Origin of the sequence: Staphylococcus sp. GDH8C109P, assembly GCF_017893405.1 — a bacterium.
GTDB classification, from domain to species: Bacteria; Bacillota; Bacilli; order Staphylococcales; family Staphylococcaceae; genus Staphylococcus; species Staphylococcus cohnii.
This window is the reverse complement of the sequence record NZ_JAESMX010000013.1, coordinates 356,283-377,366: the sequence shown is the minus strand read 5'-3', so window position 1 is coordinate 377,366 and position 21,084 is coordinate 356,283. Positions and strand designations below refer to the sequence as shown.

Here is a 21,084-nt window from a genome sequence, read left to right as displayed (position 1 = left end):
ATGGACAAAAATGATAATAAAAAGTTTTATTTAATTCGTGAAGATGTGTTACCTGAATCAGTGGTTAAAACTTTACAAATCAAAGAAGTTTTGAAAAATAACCCATCATTGTCCATATTTGAAGCAGTGAAACAATTTGATTTATCCCGAAGTGCGTTTTACAAATATCGTGATACGATATTTCCAGTTGACGAAAAATTAGAAGAAACAAGAGAGTTTACATTGATTTTGTATGTGAATGACATCATAGGTATGTTAGCTGAGGTTTTAAATACACTTTCTAAATTAGATTTGTCAGTGTTGACGATTCATCAAAGTATACCGATGGACGGTAGAGCTACCATTACATTATCATTAGATGGCAAAGGCACAGATTTAGAAATAGATGAAGTCATAAACGCATTAAAAAAGATTGAACATATTTCTAATGTGGAACTCATTAGTATGACTATATAAGGAAGTGTGACTGTGTACGCATATATTAAAGGAACTTTAACCGTTTTAAATCCCACGCATGTAGTTTTAGAGGCTTCAGGCGTAGGTTATGAGATTCAAACTCCAAACTCATATCGATTTCAAAAATATAAAGATCAAGAGATTTTGATTCATACTTCACTGATTGTAAGAGAAGATGCACAGCTGCTTTATGGCTTTATTAATCAAGAGGAAAAAGACATGTTTTTAAGTTTAATTAAAGTGACAGGCATCGGTCCAAAATCAGCTTTGGCAATTTTAGCTAGCAGTTCACCAAACGAAGTGAAAATTGCAATTGAAAATGAAAATGATGCTTATTTAACAAAATTTCCTGGCATAGGTAAAAAAACAGCGCGTCAAATTGTTTTAGACCTCAAAGGTAAAGTACAAGTAACAGAGGAAGATAGCAGTCAATTGTTTAATGTGGACCAAAATAGTCCGCAAAATTCTGCAATTGTAAAAGAAGCGTTGCTAGCTTTAGAAGCACTGGGTTATTCTAAGAGAGAGTTGAATAAAGTTGAAAAAACTTTAGCTAAGGAATCTTTTGAATCCATAGATGATGCAGTGAAGCGTGGATTACAGTTGCTTATAGCTTAATTTTGCTGAAATTTTATGAAGGGGGAAATATAAATGGATGATAGAATGGTAGATCAGTCTATGCATGAGGATGAATCATCATTTGAATTATCTTTAAGACCAGAAAGATTACGCCAATATATAGGACAATCAACGATTAAATCAAATTTAGAAGTTTTTATAAAAGCAGCTAAAATTAGGAAAGAACCGTTAGATCATGTACTTTTATTTGGCCCCCCTGGATTAGGTAAAACGACTTTATCCAATATCATCGCTAATGAAATGGAAGTTAATATTAGAACCATTTCTGGACCGTCTATTGAACGGCCGGGTGACTTGGCTGCTATTTTGTCTAGTTTACAACCTGGTGATGTATTATTTATTGATGAAATTCACAGATTGAGTAGTGTCGTAGAAGAAGTTTTATATCCAGCAATGGAAGATTTCTTTCTTGATATTGTGATTGGTAAGGGAGAAGAAGCGCGAAGTATACGTATTGACTTGCCTCCTTTTACATTAATAGGTGCTACAACCAGAGCCGGGAGTTTAACTGCGCCTTTACGTGATAGATTTGGCGTTCATCTGAGATTAGAATATTATAAAGAACATGAATTGAAAGAAATTATAATCCGTACCGCAGAAGTATTGGGTACGACTATAGATGATGAAAGTGCCATAGAACTGGCAAAAAGAAGCAGAGGTACACCGAGAGTGGCGAATAGGCTGTTAAAACGAGTTAGAGATTTTCAACAAGTTAAAGAAGATGAATTAATAAGTATTGAAACTACAAAGCAATCTTTAGCATTATTGCAAGTGGATGATGAAGGGTTAGATTATATCGATCATAAGATGATGAACTGCATCTTAGAACAATATAAAGGTGGCCCTGTAGGTTTAGATACAATCGCTGTTTCAATTGGTGAAGAACGTGTCACAATTGAAGATGTTTATGAGCCATTTTTAATACAAAAAGGATTTATTGAACGTACACCAAGAGGACGTAAAGCGACAGCGTATGCTTTTGAACATTTTAGTAAGAATGGAAAGAAGGAATAGTTTTGGATATTGAAGCATTTGATTATCATTTGCCAGAATCATTAATCGCTCAAACGCCTCTGAAAAATAGAGATGAGAGTAGATTGCTTGTGCTTGGTAGAAAAACTGGAAATATCGAACATAAACACTTTAAAAATATTATTGATTATATTGAATCAGGAGATACATTAGTACTTAATGACACCAGAGTGATGCCTGCACGTTTATTTGGTTTAAAAGAAGAGACAGGTGCAAAAGTAGAAATGTTGATGCTAACACAACTTGAAGATAATGACTGGGAAGTCTTATTGAAGCCGGCAAAAAGAATTAAAGTAGGCGACAAATTATCTTTTGGTGAAGGCAAAATAGTTGCCGAATGCCTTGAAACTTTAGATCAGGGCGGAAGAATCATGCGTTTAAATTATGAAGGTATACTACAAGAACGTTTGGATGAATTGGGTGAAATGCCACTGCCTCCATATATTAAAGAACGCTTAGATGATCCAGATCGTTATCAAACTGTTTATGCAAAAGCATCAGGATCAGCTGCAGCTCCTACAGCAGGACTTCATTTTACTGATGAACTACTTGAACAATTAAAAGCTAAAGGTGTTAATATTGCATTTATTACTTTACATGTCGGGTTAGGTACATTTAGACCTGTGAGTGTTGAAAATATAGATGATCATGAAATGCACAGTGAATATTATCAAATGAATCAAGAAACAGCAGATTTACTAAATGCTACAAAAGCAAATGGGCATCGTATCTTTTCAGTTGGCACAACTTCTACTAGAACATTGGAAACCATTATGCAAACACATAGCAATTTTGTAGCAGAAAGTGGATGGACTGATATTTTTATCTATCCTGGTTTTAATTTTAAAGCAATAGATGGTTTAATAACAAACTTTCACTTGCCGAAATCAACGCTAGTGATGTTAGTTTCGGCATTTAGTTCAAGAGATTATATTTTGAACGCTTATCAACAGGCTGTCAAATTAGAATATAGATTTTTTAGTTTCGGCGATGCAATGTTAATTTTTTAGGAATGAAACGAAAGGAGTTTTTGTATGCCTGCTGTAACATATGAACATATAAAAACATGTAAACAATCTGGAGCAAGATTAGGAATCGTGCATACACCACATGGATCGTTTGAAACACCAATGTTTATGCCTGTTGGTACTAAAGCCACAGTTAAAACGATGAGTCCTGAAGAATTGCATCAGATGGAAGCAAAAATAATATTAGGAAATACATATCATTTGTGGTTGCAACCAGGAAATGATATTATCAAAAAGAGTGGGGGATTACATCAGTTCATGAACTGGAATGGTCCAATACTGACAGATTCAGGTGGTTTTCAAGTGTTTAGTTTAAGTAATTTACGAAAAATCACTGAAGAAGGTGTTGAATTCCGTCATCATACTAATGGTTCTAAATTATTCTTGAGTCCTGAAAAATCAATGCAGATTCAAAATGATCTTGGCTCAGATATTATGATGGCATTTGATGAATGTCCACCTATGCCAGCTGAATATCAATATGTAAAAGATTCAATCGAAAGAACAAGTAGATGGGCTGCTAGATGTTTACAAGCACATCAAAGACCTGAAGATCAAGCTTTATTTGGCATTATCCAAGGCGGAGAATACAAAGATTTACGTCAACAAAGCGCTGAAGAATTAGTAGCGTTGGACTTTCCTGGTTATGCTATCGGAGGTTTATCTGTTGGAGAACCAAAACCAGTAATGTATGATATGGTTTCGCATACACAACAATTTATGCCTAAAGATAAGCCACGTTATTTAATGGGTGTGGGTTCACCAGATGCGTTAATAGAATGTAGCATTAGAGGTATGGATATGTTTGATTGTGTATTACCTACACGTATTGCACGTAATGGTACATGTATGACTTCACATGGCCGTGTTACTATAAAAAATGCTAAATATGCTGAAGATTTAGGTCCACTTGATGATAATTGTGACTGCTATACTTGTAAAAATTATAGTAGAGCATACATAAGACATTTAATAAAAGCAGAAGAAACTTTTGGTATCCGTCTTACTACTTATCATAATTTACATTTCTTGCTGAAATTAATGGAAAACATCCGACAAGCTATTCGCGATGATCGTTTACTTGATTTTAAAGAAGAATTCTTTGAACAGTATGGACTAAATGTAGAAAACCCAAAAAACTTTTAAAAGGGAGAAATAACTATATGCAATTTACTTCATTGATATTACCGATATTATTATTAGTATTAATGTGGTTCTTCTTAATTAGACCACAACAAAAAAAGGCTAAAGAGCATCGTGAAATGATTAGCCAAATTTCATCAGGTCAACATGTTACTACTATAGGTGGAATCAAAGGTACTGTACGTAGCGTTGACGAAACTACAGTTGTATTAACTTTAAATGGCAATGGTACAGAAATCACTTTAGAAAAACCAGCTATTAAACAAGTTGATCCTTCATAAATGAACTTATTATTACGAACTGATATATACTATCAGTTCGTTTTTTGTTTAACAAAACCTAAAGATATTGGACTTTAAAGACATAGTTGGTGTTATAATGAAAGATAGACAAAATCAAATTTTTAAATAGCTTAAATAATCATTACAATTGGTAACACTTACATTTAAAAAGAAGTTACAAATAAGTTAAGTTTGTTTTTACACTTTATGTAATGTGTTAAAATATGTAAGGTTATTGAGGAAATTTAATCGTTTAGTATATGAGAGCGAATGCGATTGAATTATGAATTTATAACATAAGCTTACAATGAGGTGTTCAAGTGAAGAAAAGTAGTAGAATAGTTGCATTTATATTGCTTGTAGTTCTATTGTTAGGTGGAATAGGACTTACATATAAAAATGTAGTTAAAAATGTCAGCCTCGGATTAGACTTACAAGGTGGCTTTGAAGTCTTATACCAAGTTGACCCTTTACAAAAAGGTGATAAAATTGATGATAAAGCTGTAAAAGCCACAGCAAAAACACTTGAAAACCGTGTGAACGTTTTAGGGGTTTCTGAACCTAAGATTCAAGTGGAAGATAAAAATAGAATCCGTGTACAATTAGCGGGTATAAAAAATCAATCTCAAGCTAGAGAAATTTTATCTTCACAAGCTAATTTAACGATTCGTGATGCTGATGATAATATCAAATTAACGGGTAAAGATATTCAACAAGGTTCAGCGAAACAAGAATTTAAACAGAATACGAATCAACCCGCAGTTACATTTAAATTAAAAGATAGTGATAAATTTAAAAAAGTAACTGAAGAAATTTCTAAAAAAGATGAAAATGTCATGGTTGTATGGCTAGATCACGAAAAAGGTGATACTTACCATAAAGAAATGAATAAAAAAGATCCGAAATATGTGTCTGCTGCTTCAGTTGACAAACCTATCAATTCAGATAGTGTAGAAATTTCTGGTGGATTTAAAGGCGAAAAAGGTATTGAAGAAGCAAAACAAATTGCAGATTTATTAAATTCTGGTTCATTACCTGTAGACCTTAATGAAATTTATTCTAATTCTGTAGGTGCACAATTTGGACAAGATGCTTTAGATAAAACAATATTTGCTGCAGCAATTGGCATAGCGGTTATTTATTTATTTATGTTAGGTTTCTATCGTTTGCCAGGGCTAGTAGCTGTTATTGCACTTACTGTTTATATTTATTTGACATTAGTTGCATTTAACTTCATTTCTGGTGTATTAACATTACCAGGCCTTGCAGCTTTAGTACTGGGTGTCGGTATGGCAGTCGATGCGAATATTATCATGTATGAACGGATTAAAGATGAACTAAAAATTGGACGAACGCTCAAACAAGCCTATAAAAAAGCGAATAAAAGTTCATTCTTAACCATAGTCGATGCGCAGCTTACAACAGTGATTGCTGCTGCTGTATTGTTCTTCTTTGGTGAAAGTTCTGTAAAAGGTTTCGCTACAATGTTGCTACTTGGTATTTTAATGATTTTTGTAACAGCAGTATTTTTATCAAGATGGTTACTTTCACTGCTTGTTTCTTCAGATTTCTTCAAGAAATCATCTTGGTTATTTGGTGTCAACAAGCATCATATTGCAGATATAAATGAAGGTAAGGAAGTTCATGATTTAAAAACACCATATGAGCGTTGGGATTTCATGAAGTTAGCCAAACCATTACTGTCACTAAGTGTATTAATTTTAATCGTCGGTGCAGTTATACTGTTTGTTTTCAAACTTAACTTAGGTATTGATTTTACAAGTGGTACAAGAGTTGATTTTGAATCGAAAGATAAAATATCTGAAGCGAAAGTGACAAAAACACTTGAGGATCAAAATTTTAAACCTACCCAAGTTTCCTTAGGTGAAAACGGCAAAAACGCAACAGTACAATTCAAAAATGACTTATCTAAAGATGAAGTGTCAAAAATTAAGGACACGATTGATAAATCATTCGGTAATGATCCAACTGTTAATACCGTTTCACCAGTTATAGGTCAAGAATTAGCAAAAAATGCAATGATGGCACTATTATATGCAGCTATCGGCATCATTATTTATATCACATTCAGATTCGAATGGCGTATGGGACTGTCCTCAGTGTTAGCACTATTACACGATGCATTTATGATTGTGGCTATATTCAGTCTGTTTAGATTGGAAGTCGACATTACATTTATTGCAGCTGTGCTAACTATTATTGGTTACTCAATTAATGATACGATTGTAACGTTTGACAGGGTACGTGAGAACTTGCATAAAGTTAAAGTGATTACGAAACCTAAACAAATCGATGATATTGTAAATAGATCAATTCGTCAGACAATGACGCGTTCTATCAATACAGTATTGACAGTTATCATAGTTGTAGTTGCACTATTAGCATTCGGTGCACCAAGTATTTTCAATTTCTCATTAGCATTGTTAATTGGTTTAATATCTGGCGTATTCTCATCAGTATTTATAGCTGTTCCTTTATGGGGAATAATGAAAAAACGTCAGCTTAAAAAGTCAGATGACAATAAACTTATTGTATATAAAGAGAAAAAATCAAATGATGAAAAAATATTAGTATAATTAATATCGAAACATGTACTAATATAAAATAGGGTGACGCAAAAGCTCACACTATAAATGAAAGGCAAATCCATGTTCCCATGGATTTGCCTTTTTTATCGTTAATATTTACGATTTTGATCGTGTATGCTTGCCTGGGGATATGGCTCGAGCCTGTAGTCTCTCGCTCATATCATTTCCCCGGGCGTCCGCACGATACAAAATCGTTCGAAATACTTCTCAAGATAAAAAATCATTTTAAAAATTTATTAATTCTAATAAATTAATGATGTTTTATTTTAAAAAAGTTAATAACATGAGTTAGTTTGAAATTATAAGTAATAAAGAATTGGTTCTTTTTATATGAGAATAACTTGCGATTTTGATCGTGTATGCTTGCCTGGGGATATGGCTCGAGCCTGTAGTCTCTCGCTCATATCATTTCCCCGGGCGTCTGCACGATACAAAATCGTTTAAAGTTTTAACTATAATTGAGATAAAGGTTACCACTTTTTATTTTTCAAATTCTTTTGTATAATTGCTTGTGGAAATGAGGGAGAATAGTATGATTAAATCAAAATATAATTGGGATGTTAAATTACCTGAAGTTGAAATAGCAGAAAATATTGCAACAGATTTAAAGCTAACTCCTATTGTAAAAAAAGTTTTGGAAAGTAAAGGTATAACAGATGAAACTGATATTCGAAATCTTTTAGAAGGGGTTCAAATTACACATGACCCTTGGAAGATGAGTGATATGGATAAAGCTATTGAGCGTATCAATGTAGCGATAGATCAAAACCAAAAGATTTTAGTATATGGAGACTATGATGCGGATGGTGTCACTTCAACGACTATATTAGTGTCTACATTGAAAGAACTTGGTGCTCATGTAGGTTGGTATATACCGAACCGCTTTTCTGAAGGTTACGGGCCAAATGAATTGGCTTTTAAAAATGCTTATGATGAAGGGATATCATTAATTATAACAGTGGATAATGGTATTCAAGGGCATGATGAAATACAAATGGTTCAAGACCTAGGTGTTGACGTTATTGTCACAGATCACCATGAAATTGGTAAAACCATGCCTAATGCATATGCGATTGTCCATCCAATGCATCCTGAGTTTGAATATCCATTTAAATATCTGTGTGGTGCAGGTGTTGCTTATAAGTTGGCTCAATGTTTATTGGATGAACCACCAGTTCATTTTCTTGGTTTGGTTGCTATTGGAACAATTGCTGATTTAGTATCCTTAACGGATGAGAATAGAACGCTGGTGCAAAATGGTTTAGCGTCATTAAATAAATATTGTCCGCCATCAATAAAAGCTATTTTAAACCAAGCTGGCTATAATGACGAAATAAATGAAGAAACTGTCGGATTTATTATAGGACCACGATTAAATGCTGTAGGACGTTTAGAGGATGCTGCACTCGCTGCAGAGTTATTAATGACTGAAACAGAAGATGAAGCGATGTTTTTAGCTGAACAAGTTGAATTTTTTAATCAAGAACGTAAAGATATTGTTTCTCAAATAACTGAAGAAGCACTTGTGATGGCAGAGGAACAAGTACAACAAGGTTCGAAATTCTTACTGTTAGCTCAAACAGATTGGCATGAAGGCGTACTTGGTATTGTAGCATCGAGAATTGTTGAAACTTACAGTCTTCCAACATTAATTTTAAATATTGATGAAGCCCAAAACCACGCAAAAGGTTCAGCTCGAAGCATTGATCAAGTATCAATGTTTGAAATTTTAAGTGATTATTCACAGTTAATCACGAAATTTGGTGGCCACCATATGGCAGCTGGGGTTACAATGCCTATAGAAAATATTCAACCGTTGCAGAATAGTTTAAATGAATGGATGGCACAATTAGCAGAAACAACTTCACTTGAACCACGTAAAAAAGTGGATGTAACTATTTCAGAAAGTGATATTACTATACAAAATATTAAAGATATTCAAAGATTGCGACCATTTGGTACTGATTTCACTAGCCCGTGCTTCGAATTACAAGACGTCCTTGTTCAACAAGTAAAGGGTATTGGTCAAGAAAAAAAGCACTTAAAACTCGTTATTGGAGAAAGTCAATTACAAGCGATCTTTTGGCAAAGCGGTCACTTAGTAAAAGAATTGGGTGTGCAACAACCTATCAACGTAATTGGAACATTACAAATTAATGAATGGAATGGATTCCAATCACCTCAATTTATGATTGAAGATTTAGCAAGTCATAATTTACAGATTTTAGATTATAGAAGCAAAAACAAAGTAAATGAATTAAATTCAGATGCTGAGAATGTTGCTTACCTGATTCATCAAAGAAGTGAAAAGTTAGGTGAAAATTATCACTATTATGGTGATGAAATTATTAATAAGTATGATAAATATGTCTTTAGAGATTTGCCAACATCCATTAATGATTTAAAAATAACATTAAAAACAGTTGATATATCTCAAATTTATCTCGTGTTAAATCATGAGAGATCGATATACTTTGAAGGTATGCCTAAAATGGAAACATTTAAACAATGTTTTAAAGCACTAGCAGCTAAAAAAGAAACAAATTTAGCTAATGAAGGTGTACAACTAAGTGAATTTTTAAACATTCAACCACATATACTTAAATTTATCTTGAAAGTTTTCATGGATTTAGAGTTTATTCAAGTTGAAAATGGTATAATTAAATTAAATAGTGTTTCAACAAAACGTGATATTGCTTCAAGTAAATATTATCAAAGTCGTATCGACAGAATTGAAGTTGAAAAGTTATTGCTTTATGAGGATTTTAATCGTTTGAAGCAATGGATAAAGGATGAATTGGTAGAATAATAGGAGGAAGTTTGTATGGATTTAAAACAATATGTATCTGAAGTATCAGACTGGCCACAGCCAGGTGTTAACTTCAAAGATATCACAACAATAATGGACAATGGCGAAGCTTATGGTTATGCCACGGATCAAATAGTTAAATATGCAAAACTGCGAGACGTTGATGTAGTTGTAGGGCCGGAAGCTAGAGGTTTCATCATTGGTTGTCCTGTTGCATATTCAATGGGTATTGGCTTTGCGCCAGTGAGAAAAGAAGGCAAACTTCCTAGAGAAGTTATTCGTTATGAGTATAATTTGGAGTATGGTACAAACGTATTAACCATGCACAAAGATGCAATTAAACCAGGTCAACGTGTGTTAATTACAGATGATTTATTAGCTACTGGCGGCACAATTGAAGCAGCTATTAAGTTAGTTGAACAATTAGGTGGTATTGTTGTAGGTATTGCATTTATTATAGAATTAAAATATTTAAAAGGTATTGAAAAAATTAAAGATTATGACGTAATGAGTTTAATTTCATACGATGAATAATCACATTTATAATTAAAGAAATTTTATAGAGACTGGGACATAAATCCCCATTCTTAAAATAAGAGGGCAAATCCATTGTTAAGGATTTGCCCTCTTTATATTTAAAATATTACGATTTTGACCGTGCATGCTTGCCTGGGGATATGGCTCGAGCCTGTAGTCTCTCGCTCATATCATTTCCCCAGGCGTCCGCACGTTGCAAAATCGTTTGGAATATTTGTTAAGATACAAAAGCAAAGGCTCATTTTAAACAATTCATTAATTCTAATAAATTAATGATGTTTTTATTTTAAAAAGTTAATAACATGAATTAGCCTGAAATCATAAGTAATAAAGAATTGGGCCTTTTGATATGAGAATAATATGTGATTTTGACCGTGTATGCTTGCTTAGGGATATGGCTCGAGCCTGTAGTCTCTCGCTCATATCATTTCCCCGGGCGTCCGCACGTTGCAAAATCAGTACAATTTGCATTTTTTATTAAAAAAAGGCTCTTTCGTATAATTTAATAAACACTTCTAAACCATATTAACGAGGTGCCTTATGCGTAAAGATTATAAGATGACTCTAATTATACGAATGTGATGATTGTTTAAAATGTCTACTTAAAAAATTGATGTAGAACTAGTTTTTGGATTCACGAAGGCTATTTTGGGTTTCACTCGAATGTCAGTTTGAGGGATAGACAAAGTCAAAAGAAAATTAGGATTTGTCCTAATGGTATTGAATGTAAGGAAAATAGAGGCTCAAAGAGCTACACTATTTGATAAAAATAAAGAAAACAACAATTTCTACATTATTTAAATAGAAATTATCGTTTTCTGTTTAGTCAGAGACATTTATGTCCCGTACTATTTTTTTATTTATAGAATAGTCTTATGATTCGTTAACTTAAATTATCTTTTGTTTGAATTAAAAAATTAAAATTCAGCTACATTTTGCCAATTGTCTTATGTACGCATTTATTTATTTAATAACATGTAGTATTATATAACTATTATACATAATTTGACCTAATAGCGTAAAAATACGTTACAATCGATATAAAATAATACTGGGTATCTAATCGTGATTAATATTTAGTATAGGGGTGTCTTAAGTGAACAATGAATATCCATACAGTGTGGACGAAGTATTATCCAAAGCAAAATCATATTTGTCAAAAGAAGATTATGAATATGTATTGAAAAGTTACCATCTAGCTTATGAGGCACATGAGGGTCAATTTCGTAAAAATGGATTGCCATATATTATGCATCCCATACAAGTAGCTGGGATTTTAACTGAAATGCATTTAGATGGTCCAACCATTGTTGCAGGCTTTTTACATGACGTGATCGAGGACACACCTTATACGTTTGATGATGTAAAAGGCATGTTTAATGAAGAAATTGCCATAATCGTAGAAGGCGTGACGAAACTAAAAAAAGTGAAATATCGTTCTAAAGAAGAGCAGCAAGCAGAAAACCATCGCAAGTTATTTATTGCTATCGCAAAAGATGTGCGTGTTATTCTAGTTAAATTAGCGGATCGATTACATAATATGAGAACACTGAAAGCAATGCCAAGAGAGAAACAAATAAGAATATCAAAAGAAACTTTAGAAATCTATGCACCATTGGCACATAGATTAGGGATTAATACGATTAAATGGGAATTAGAAGATACAGCACTTAGATATATTGATAGTGTACAATATTTCAGAATTGTTAATCTTATGAAGAAAAAACGTAGTGAGCGAGAAGAATATATACAAAATGCTATTAATCGCATAGATTCAGACATGGAAAAAATGAATATAATTGGTGATATTAATGGTAGGCCTAAACATATATATAGCATTTATAGAAAAATGGTTAAACAAAAGAAACAATTCGACCAAATATTTGATTTGTTAGCCATACGAATTATCGTTAATTCAATAAATGATTGCTATGCAGTACTAGGTCTTGTGCATACACTATGGAAACCCATGCCAGGTAGATTTAAAGATTATATCGCTATGCCAAAGCAAAATATGTATCAATCATTACATACAACGGTCGTCGGACCGAATGGCGATCCTTTAGAGATTCAGATAAGAACTTATGAAATGCATGAAATTGCAGAACACGGGGTCGCAGCGCATTGGGCATATAAAGAAGGCAAAAAAGTTACTGAAAAAACACAAAATTTCAATAAAAAATTAAATTGGATTAAAGAACTCGCTGAAACGGATAGCACTACCACCGATGCAGAAGAGTTTATGGAAACATTAAAATTTGATTTACAAAGTGATAAAGTCTATGCTTTTACGCCAGAAAGTGATGTGATTGAATTACCTTATGGTGCTGTTCCAATTGACTTTGCATATGCTGTACACAGCGAAGTAGGAAACAAAATGATTGGTGCTAAGGTTAACGGAAAAATTGAGCCGATAGATTACGTGCTCAATACTGGTGATATCGTTGAAATCAGAACAAGTAAGCACTCTTATGGTCCAAGTCGCGATTGGTTAAAAATTGTTAAATCTTCTAGTGCTAAAAGTAAAATACGTAGTTTCTTTAAAAAACAAGATCGCTCTTCTAATATTGAAAAAGGTAAGTTTATGGTCGAAGCAGAAATAAAAGACCAAGGGTTCCGTGTAGATGCAGTTTTAACGGATGATAATATTGAAGTTGTAAAAGATAAATATAATTTTTCTAATGAAGAAGATTTATTTGCCGCAGTAGGATTTGGTGGCGTTACTGCGTTACAAATTGTTAATAAATTAACAGAAAAGCAACGCATTCAAGACAAACAAAAAGCATTAAATTCAGTACAAGAAGTACAAAAATCTGTGCCAATTAAGGATGACATCACTACAGATAGTGGCGTATACGTTGAGGGAATTGAAAATGTACTCATTAAATTGTCAAAATGTTGTAATCCAATACCCGGTGATGATATTGTTGGATATATCACTAAAGGGCATGGTATTAAGGTGCATCGCACGGATTGTCCTAATATCAAAAATGAAAAAGACAGATTAATTAGTGTTGAATGGGTACGCTCTAAAGATGCGACACAACGTTATCAAGTTGACTTAGAAGTTACTGCTTATGACCGAAATGGTTTATTAAATGAAGTTTTACAAGCCGTTAATTCCACTAAAAGTAACTTAGTTAAAGTTTCTGGTCGTTCAGATATTGATAAAAATGCAATCATTAATATTGGTGTTATGGTGAAAAATGTAAATGAAGTCTATCAAGTTGTTGATAAGATTAAACAACTTGGCGATGTTTACACAGTAACAAGAGTTTGGAATTAGAGGTGAAATATACATGAGGATTATTGTTCAAAGAGTGAAAGAAGCATCCGTTTCTAATGGTTCAATAGATAATAAAATAAATAAAGGCTTTTGTTTGCTAGTTGGAGTAGGCAAATCATCTACTGAAGCTGATATTGATACATTAGTAAGAAAAATTGTGAATGCCCGATTGTTTGAAGATGAGAATGGCAAACTTAATTTGAATTTACAGCAAGTACGAGGAGAGATTCTTTCTATCTCACAATTCACATTATATGCAGATGTAAGAAAAGGTAATAGACCTGGTTTTACCAATTCAATGCCGCCTGAAAAAGCAAATGAACTTTATGAAAAATTTAATGAGGCATTACGGACTTATAACATAAATGTATTAACAGGAGAATTTGGCACAGATATGCTTGTTAATATTGCCAACGATGGCCCAGTGACAATTATTTATGAAAGTCAGGATGGCAAAATCGTATGAAAACAATCAATACTTGGCTAGATAAACATAATTTTAAAAATTTCCCAACACTTATTGTTACGTTAGCATTTGTCATATTTATTTTTATGCTCATCGCTTTTCTAAATCACAATGATGAAGATGCGAGTATGATATATATAACGGAAGATACTGATTTGAGAACAGGTCCTAATGCTGTATATCCTACTATTAAACCGGCTAATCAAGGTCAAAGTTATAACAAAATTGGTAAATCTGGCAAATGGATTGAAGTTGAATCAAGTAATCATAAAGATAAAGGTTGGGTGGCTGGTTGGCATACAAACCTAGATATTCAAGCAGATGCTAATGCAAACGATAAACCACTTAAAGATAAAACAATTGTACTTGATCCTGGTCACGGGGGAAGTGACCAGGGTGCCTCAAGTAATACAAAAAAGAAGAGTACTGAAAAAGTTTATACACTGAAAACAGCGAAAGAATTGAAAAGTCTTCTTGAAAAAGAAGGCGCGACTGTAAATATGACGAGAAGTTCAGATAGTTATGTTAGTTTGGATGATCGTAATATTAAAGGTGATGCTTTTATCAGCATACATAATGATTCGCTAAAATCTTCTAAAGCTAATGGAACTACAGTTTATTGGCTTCAAGATAATCAAAAAGCACTTGCAGAAACATTAAATCTTTACATACAAAAGAAAGCGCTACTGACAAATAAAGGCGCTCGACAAGAAAACTTCCAAGTATTGAGACAGACAAATGTCCCCGCTGTTTTATTAGAGTTAGGTTATATTAGTAACCCAACTGATGAAAATATGATAACGAATCAATTACATCGCCACATTGTTGAACAAGCAGTTGTCGATGGTTTACGTGCATATTTTTCAGAATAAAAAGGTTGCATATTAATCAATAACTCGTTATTATTAGATATGAATTCTATATTAAAACCGTTATTATTCTTGACTATGCTAAATGAAACGTCAACATTTTAAATGTGTAGAGACATAATTCGAGGCTGGAAAATTATGCTTAGTAGTTTAGTTATTAAAACGCAAGAAGAGGTGCTTTATGTAATTAAAGCCGTGTGACGAACGTTATCCGTATGAAGTGGGTTGTTATAGTTTATTGATAAACTATATCTAACCAAATAGGGTGGCAACACGGATATTCGTCCCTTGTATAACTGTATAGTTATGCAAGGGGCTTTTTATTGTATAAAAGGAGAGGTTTTATGATAAATATTCCTAGAGGAACACAAGACATTTTACCAAGCGAAACAAAAAAATGGCGATATATAGAAGCAAAATTAGATGAATTGATGGAAATATATAATTACGAAGAAATTCGTACGCCTATTTTTGAAAGCACTGAATTATTTGCACGTGGCGTTGGCGATTCTACGGATGTCGTTCAAAAAGAAATGTATACATTCAAAGATAAAGGCGATCGCAGTATCACTTTGAGACCTGAAGGTACTGCTGCAGTAGTACGTTCATATATAGAAAATAAAATGCAAGGATTACCTAACCAACCGATTAAATTGTACTACAATGGTCCAATGTTCCGTTATGAACGAAAACAGAAAGGACGTTATCGTCAATTTACACAATTTGGTGTAGAAGCCATAGGTGCAGAAAACCCTAGTATTGATGCTGAAATTTTAGCAATGGTCATGCATATTTATCAGTCATTTGGTCTTAAACATTTAAAATTGGTTATTAATAGTATTGGCGATATTGATTCGCGCAAAGAATACAATGAAGCCTTGGTTAAACATTTTGAACCAGTAATTGGTGATTTTTGTAAGGATTGCCAAGCACGTTTGCATACCAATCCAATGAGAATTTTGGATTGTAAAGTTGATAAAGATAAAGAAGCAGTAAAAACAGCACCGCGTATTACAGAATATTTAAATGATGATTCAAAAGCCTATTTTGAGGAAGTAAAGCAGCATTTAAATGATTTAGACATCAAATATGAGGAAGATCCTAACTTAGTAAGAGGTTTAGATTATTATACACACACGGCATTTGAACTGATGATTGATAATCCAAGTTATGAAGGTGCGATTACGACGTTATGTGGTGGTGGCCGTTATAATGGTCTACTTGAATTGCTAGATGGTCCAAGTCAAACAGGTATTGGTTTTGCACTTAGCATTGAAAGATTGCTAATGGCATTAGAAGAAGAAGGCATTGATTTAGATGTTGACCATGATTTCGACTTATTTATCGTTACTATGGGTAAAGAAGCAGACCGTTATGCAGTGAAATTATTGAATGATTTACGTAAAAATGGTGTTAAAGCGGATAAAGATTATATGGAACGTAAAGTTAAAGGACAAATGAAACAAGCCGATAGACTGAATGCCAAACATACGGTTGTTATTGGTGATCAAGAATTAGAAGAAAAAAATATTAATGTAAAAAATATGGAAACCGGAACATCAGAACGTATTGATTTAAATGAACTTGTTAACTATTTTAGAAATTAAGGAGAAGATATCATGAGTAAACGTACAACATATTGTGGTTTAGTGACTGAATCATTATTAGAACAAGAAGTTATATTAAAAGGTTGGGTGCATAATCGTAGAGATTTAGGTGGACTTATCTTTGTAGATTTACGTGACCGTGAAGGTTATGTGCAAATTGTATTTAATCCAGATTTTTCAGAAGAAGCTTTGCGAATAGCTGAAACAATTAGATCTGAGTACATTGTTGAAGTAAAAGGTATTGTAAAAAAACGCGACCCTCAAACAGTAAATCCAAAAATTGCTACAGGTCAAGTTGAAGTACAAGTTTCAGAGATTGAAATTATTAATAAAGCCGAAACACCACCATTTGCATTAAATGAAGATAATCAAAATGTGGATGAAAACATAAGACTAAAATATAGATATTTAGATTTAAGACGTCAAGAATTAGCACAAACTTTTAAGATGAGACATCAAACAACACGTTCAATTAGACAATATTTAGATGGTGAAGGTTTTTATGACATAGAAACACCTGTGCTAACTAAATCAACTCCAGAAGGTGCGCGCGATTATTTAGTACCATCTCGTGTTCATGAAGGTGAATTTTACGCATTGCCACAATCACCACAAATATTTAAACAATTGTTAATGATTAGTGGCTTTGATAAATATTATCAAATTGTTAAATGTTTCCGTGATGAAGATTTACGTGCAGACCGACAACCAGAATTTACGCAAGTTGATATCGAAATGAGTTTTGTTGATCAAGAAGATGTCATGGATATGGGCGAAGAAATGTTACAAAAAGTTGTAAAAGATGTGAAAGAAGTGGAAGTACCACGTCCATTCCCAAGAATGACTTATAATGAAGCAATGGCACGTTTTGGTTCTGATAAACCAGATACACGTTTTGGTATGGAATTAATTAACGTTTCAGAACTTGGCGAAATCATGGATTTTAAAGTCTTCAAAGATACAGTAAATAATGATGGACAAGTGAAAGCAATTGTAGCTGAAGGTGCATCTGATAATTACACTAGAAAAGATATTGATGCTTTAACTGAATTTGTTAATATATACGGTGCGAAAGGTTTGGCGTGGGTAAAAGTAGTTGAAGAAGGTTTAAATGGCCCTATAGCTAAATTCTTTGAAGCAGACCATGTTGAAAAATTAAAATCGCTGACTGGTGCAAAAGCTGGTGACTTAGTCTTATTTGTAGCTGATAAACCTAATGTTGTTGCTCAAAGTTTAGGTGCACTAAGATTAAAATTGGCTAAAGAATTAGATTTAATTGATGAAAGTAAATTAAACTTCTTATGGGTAACGGACTGGCCATTGCTTGAATATGATGAAGAGTTAAAACGTTATACTGCTGCCCATCATCCATTCACAGCACCAAAACAAGAAGATATTAAAAAATTAGATTCTGAGCCTGAAAATGCTCAAGCTAATGCATACGATATTGTGTTAAATGGTTATGAACTCGGTGGCGGTTCTATTAGAATTCATAACGAAGATTTACAATCAAAAATGTTTGAAGTATTAGGATTTACAGAAGAGCAAGCTCGGGAACAGTTTGGTTTCTTATTAGATGCATTTAAATATGGTGCACCGCCACATGGTGGAATTGCTTTAGGTCTAGACCGCTTAGTGATGTTATTAACTGGTCGTACAAATTTACGTGACACGATTGCATTCCCTAAAACTGCATCTGCAACTTGTTTATTAACAAATGCGCCTAGCGAAGTATCAGAAAATCAATTAGAAGAACTATCATTAAGAATTAGACATTAATTTTTACCAAGTCATTATTCTTGCTAAATTCCAATAATATGTTATTATACTTGCATAAGGTAGTCATCTGTCGTGTTCGTAAGTTTGCTTCATATTTGGGCCTAACACTCTTTGATCCGGGAGCCCAATAGGTTTTCTTGCAGCGCACACGCCTCTCAAGGAGGACTTGCAAAACAAGAAACAGGGCACCCACCTGTTAATAGCAGGCCGAATGATCAAGCATTTTATAACTACGGCACGCACGGACTCTATCGGTACGCAAGACTTCGGTCTTGCGTATTTTTTATATCGTTATAAATTAACAGAAAATAATATTTTACAAATAATCAGCAATCAAAAATGTTATGATAATAGTATTCGCTAAATAAGGAGTTTAAAAATGAAACATCAATTTTCGAGAAATGAATTGGCATACGGCCAAGAAGGTTTAGATTTATTAAAACAAAAAACCGTTGTTGTTTTAGGAGTAGGAGGCGTTGGCTCATTTGCAGCTGAAGCATTAGCTCGTACTAATATAGGCCATATAATATTAATAGATAAAGATGATGTTGATATAACGAACGTTAATCGTCAGCTACATGCACTAACATCTACAATTGGTCAAAGTAAAGTAACATTAATGGAAGAGCGTATTAAATTAATCAATCCTGAGTGTAAAGTCACATCACTTCATATGTTTTATACAGAAGAAACATATGAAGCCTTGTTTAATAACTATGATATAGATTATTTTTTAGATGCGAGCGATACACTTATTTACAAAGTTCATCTTATGAAAGAATGTCTTGAAAGAGGTATTTCTGTTATTTCAAGTATGGGTGCCGCAAATAAAACAGATCCTACACGTTTCCAAATTGCAGATATTTCTAAAACTTATATGGATCCAATGGCTAAATTGATACGTCGTAAATTGAAAAAGTTAGGTATATACAAAGGAATTCCTGTAGTATTCTCGGATGAAAGTCCAATCGTCATAAGAGAAGATGTCAAAGAAACAGTTGGCGATGCAAATGCGCCAACTAGAAAAGGCCAAATGCCACCATCCTCAAATGCCTTTGTACCCAGTGTTGTAGGACTCATATGTGCAAGCTATGTAGTGAATGATATTTTAAAAGATATACCGGTAACAAGAATCAAAGATAAATAAAGGAATTAAACAACCGCGTTTCACACAAACAGTCTTTTGTAATGTGTCAACGCGGTTATTTGATATGGTTGTAAATTAATTTTTATTTTGCTGCGCCTTATTGATGTTGTCAAAAATAGATTTAAGCTGTTGTTCAGTTTTTGATGTTGTTTTTGGCGTATAGTAAATTTTGTTTTTTAATTTGTCTGGCAAATATTGTTGTGGTATAAAACCATTGTCATAATTATGAGGATATTTATAGCCTATTGCTCTACCCAATTCTTTGGCGCCTGAGTAATGCCCATCTTTTAAATGATCGGGAATTTGTCCTACATGACCTTTTCGAATATCTGACAGTGCTGCATCGATTGCAGTGATTCCAGAATTAGATTTAGGTGACAGACATAATTCAATTACCGCTTGGCTCAAAGGAATTCTTGCTTCTGGAAAACCGAGTCTTTCAGCAGATTCAATCGCTGCTAAAGTACGTTGACCAGCACCTGGTGAAGCTAAACCTATGTCTTCATAACTAATAACTAATAATCTTCTGACAATAGTAGGTAAGTCTCCAGCTTCTATCAATCGTGCTAAATAATGCAATGCTGCATTAACATCACTTCCTCGAATTGATTTCTGAAATGCACTCATCACGTCATAGTGCATGTCACCATCCTTATCACTGACAAAAGCACCTTTTTGTAAGCAATCTTTAGCATCTTCCAATGTAATATGTCTTTGGTTATCAATCACTTCAGAACTGAGTACGGCTAATTCTAAAGCATTCAGCGCACTTCTGACATCTCCTTGGCTTTGCGTTGTGAAATAATTCATCGCTTCTTCATCAATAACTGGATTGTATGAAGCTAGACCTCGTGTTTCATCGGTTAGAGCTCTCTCTAAAGAAACTTTTATGTCGTTTTCATCTAATGGATATAACTCAAAGATTTGTGCTCTTGACCGAATTGCAGGATTAATCGCATGATATGGGTTTGAAGTTGTGGCACCAATTAATACAATTTTTCCATTTTCAAGATGAGGCAATAAAAAATCTTGCTTCGCTTTATCTAAACGATGAATCTCATCTAGTAATAGAATGACTTGTCCAGACATTTTTGCTTCTTCGACAATGAGTTGCATATCTTTTTTAGTATTAGTTACAGCATTTAGTTGGCGGAATTTAAACTGAGTACTGCCTGAAATAGCTTTAGCAATACTCGTTTTACCAATTCCAGGAGGACCATAAAAAATCATGGACGATAATCGTTTGGTATTGACCATTCTGCGTATAATACCTTTGTCACCAACTAAATGATCCTGTGAAATGATCTCATCAATATTATTTGGTCGCATTCTTGAAGCGAGTGGTTCGTTCGTCACAATCTTTCACACCTTTCTAATATTATCTTAACGTAAAAAATGA

Annotated in this window: 16 protein-coding genes, 1 other RNA gene and 1 pseudogene; 17 read left to right on the top strand and 1 reads right to left on the bottom strand. The window is 33.4% G+C overall.

Annotated elements, in window-relative coordinates; genetic code table 11:
• From KA867_RS06665 to KA867_RS06585, 17 genes and pseudogenes are all read left to right on the top strand, one after another.
• The gene (locus KA867_RS06665) at positions 1 to 456 is read left to right on the top strand and encodes an ACT domain-containing protein (RefSeq protein ID WP_210137459.1); all 456 of its coding nucleotides are present in this window, start codon (positions 1 to 3) and stop codon (positions 454 to 456) included.
• 12 nt (positions 457 to 468) lie between these two features.
• Positions 469 to 1,071: a Holliday junction branch migration protein RuvA gene (gene ruvA, locus KA867_RS06660; RefSeq protein ID WP_210137458.1), complete on the top strand. Its 603-nt coding sequence runs from the start codon at positions 469 to 471 to the stop codon at positions 1,069 to 1,071.
• A gap of 33 nt (positions 1,072 to 1,104) precedes the next feature.
• Complete coding sequence (gene ruvB / locus KA867_RS06655; RefSeq protein ID WP_210137457.1) at positions 1,105 to 2,106, top strand: Holliday junction branch migration DNA helicase RuvB; 1,002 nt, start codon at positions 1,105 to 1,107, stop codon at positions 2,104 to 2,106.
• Positions 2,107 to 2,108: 2 nt separating this feature from the next.
• Entirely contained in the window at positions 2,109 to 3,134 is a 1,026-nt protein-coding gene (gene queA, locus KA867_RS06650) for a tRNA preQ1(34) S-adenosylmethionine ribosyltransferase-isomerase QueA (RefSeq protein WP_210137456.1), read from the top strand.
• A 24-nt stretch (positions 3,135 to 3,158) separates the two neighbouring features.
• The gene (tgt, locus tag KA867_RS06645; RefSeq protein ID WP_210137455.1) at positions 3,159 to 4,298 is read left to right on the top strand and encodes a tRNA guanosine(34) transglycosylase Tgt; all 1,140 of its coding nucleotides are present in this window, start codon (positions 3,159 to 3,161) and stop codon (positions 4,296 to 4,298) included.
• A gap of 17 nt (positions 4,299 to 4,315) precedes the next feature.
• Entirely contained in the window at positions 4,316 to 4,576 is a 261-nt protein-coding gene (yajC, locus tag KA867_RS06640; RefSeq protein WP_019468514.1) for a preprotein translocase subunit YajC, read from the top strand.
• 320 nt (positions 4,577 to 4,896) lie between these two features.
• Positions 4,897 to 7,173 carry a protein translocase subunit SecDF gene (secDF, locus tag KA867_RS06635; RefSeq protein WP_210137454.1) on the top strand — a complete coding sequence of 759 codons (2,277 nt, stop codon included), beginning with the start codon at positions 4,897 to 4,899 and terminating at the stop codon, positions 7,171 to 7,173.
• A 544-nt stretch (positions 7,174 to 7,717) separates the two neighbouring features.
• A complete protein-coding gene (recJ, locus tag KA867_RS06630; RefSeq protein ID WP_210137453.1) occupies positions 7,718 to 9,994 on the top strand; it encodes a single-stranded-DNA-specific exonuclease RecJ in 2,277 nt (758 codons plus the stop codon).
• Between the two features lie 15 nt (positions 9,995 to 10,009).
• Positions 10,010 to 10,528: an adenine phosphoribosyltransferase gene (locus KA867_RS06625; protein WP_107384787.1), complete on the top strand. Its 519-nt coding sequence runs from the start codon at positions 10,010 to 10,012 to the stop codon at positions 10,526 to 10,528.
• Positions 10,529 to 11,137: 609 nt separating this feature from the next.
• Positions 11,138 to 11,410, top strand: a pseudogene (locus KA867_RS06620) (IS5/IS1182 family transposase); the annotation flags it as partial.
• 217 nt (positions 11,411 to 11,627) lie between these two features.
• The gene (locus tag KA867_RS06615; RefSeq protein ID WP_019469430.1) at positions 11,628 to 13,817 is read left to right on the top strand and encodes a RelA/SpoT family protein; all 2,190 of its coding nucleotides are present in this window, start codon (positions 11,628 to 11,630) and stop codon (positions 13,815 to 13,817) included.
• 13 nt (positions 13,818 to 13,830) lie between these two features.
• The gene (dtd, locus tag KA867_RS06610) at positions 13,831 to 14,283 is read left to right on the top strand and encodes a D-aminoacyl-tRNA deacylase (RefSeq protein WP_107385039.1); all 453 of its coding nucleotides are present in this window, start codon (positions 13,831 to 13,833) and stop codon (positions 14,281 to 14,283) included.
• Complete coding sequence (locus KA867_RS06605) at positions 14,280 to 15,155, top strand: N-acetylmuramoyl-L-alanine amidase family protein (protein ID WP_210137452.1); 876 nt, start codon at positions 14,280 to 14,282, stop codon at positions 15,153 to 15,155. Before dtd ends, KA867_RS06605 begins: the two co-directional genes overlap by 4 nt.
• A 341-nt stretch (positions 15,156 to 15,496) precedes the next feature.
• Positions 15,497 to 16,759 carry a histidine--tRNA ligase gene (gene hisS / locus KA867_RS06600; RefSeq protein WP_210137451.1) on the top strand — a complete coding sequence of 421 codons (1,263 nt, stop codon included), beginning with the start codon at positions 15,497 to 15,499 and terminating at the stop codon, positions 16,757 to 16,759.
• 12 nt (positions 16,760 to 16,771) lie between these two features.
• On the top strand, positions 16,772 to 18,538 hold the full coding sequence (aspS, locus tag KA867_RS06595; RefSeq protein ID WP_210137450.1) for an aspartate--tRNA ligase: 1,767 nt from the start codon (positions 16,772 to 16,774) through the stop codon (positions 18,536 to 18,538).
• Positions 18,539 to 18,599: 61 nt separating this feature from the next.
• Positions 18,600 to 18,790: non-coding RNA, 6S RNA (gene ssrS, locus KA867_RS06590), on the top strand.
• Positions 18,791 to 18,917: 127 nt separating this feature from the next.
• The gene (locus tag KA867_RS06585; protein WP_107505058.1) at positions 18,918 to 19,685 is read left to right on the top strand and encodes a tRNA threonylcarbamoyladenosine dehydratase; all 768 of its coding nucleotides are present in this window, start codon (positions 18,918 to 18,920) and stop codon (positions 19,683 to 19,685) included.
• Between the two features lie 75 nt (positions 19,686 to 19,760).
• Here KA867_RS06585 and KA867_RS06580 read toward each other — a convergent pair whose 3' ends face one another.
• A complete protein-coding gene (locus tag KA867_RS06580; protein WP_210137449.1) occupies positions 19,761 to 21,041 on the bottom strand; it encodes a replication-associated recombination protein A in 1,281 nt (426 codons plus the stop codon).
• Positions 21,042 to 21,084 lie beyond the last annotated feature (43 nt).

Coding starts and splice junctions, on each gene's coding strand:
- KA867_RS06665 (WP_210137459.1), top strand. CDS start 1: ATGGACAAAAATGATAATAAAAAGTTTTATTTAATTCGTGAAGATGTG.
- ruvB (WP_210137457.1), top strand. CDS start 1,105: ATGGATGATAGAATGGTAGATCAGTCTATGCATGAGGATGAATCATCA.
- tgt (WP_210137455.1), top strand. CDS start 3,159: ATGCCTGCTGTAACATATGAACATATAAAAACATGTAAACAATCTGGA.
- yajC (WP_019468514.1), top strand. CDS start 4,316: ATGCAATTTACTTCATTGATATTACCGATATTATTATTAGTATTAATG.
- recJ (WP_210137453.1), top strand. CDS start 7,718: ATGATTAAATCAAAATATAATTGGGATGTTAAATTACCTGAAGTTGAA.
- KA867_RS06625 (WP_107384787.1), top strand. CDS start 10,010: ATGGATTTAAAACAATATGTATCTGAAGTATCAGACTGGCCACAGCCA.
- dtd (WP_107385039.1), top strand. CDS start 13,831: ATGAGGATTATTGTTCAAAGAGTGAAAGAAGCATCCGTTTCTAATGGT.
- KA867_RS06605 (WP_210137452.1), top strand. CDS start 14,280: ATGAAAACAATCAATACTTGGCTAGATAAACATAATTTTAAAAATTTC.
- hisS (WP_210137451.1), top strand. CDS start 15,497: ATGATAAATATTCCTAGAGGAACACAAGACATTTTACCAAGCGAAACA.
- aspS (WP_210137450.1), top strand. CDS start 16,772: ATGAGTAAACGTACAACATATTGTGGTTTAGTGACTGAATCATTATTA.
- KA867_RS06585 (WP_107505058.1), top strand. CDS start 18,918: ATGAAACATCAATTTTCGAGAAATGAATTGGCATACGGCCAAGAAGGT.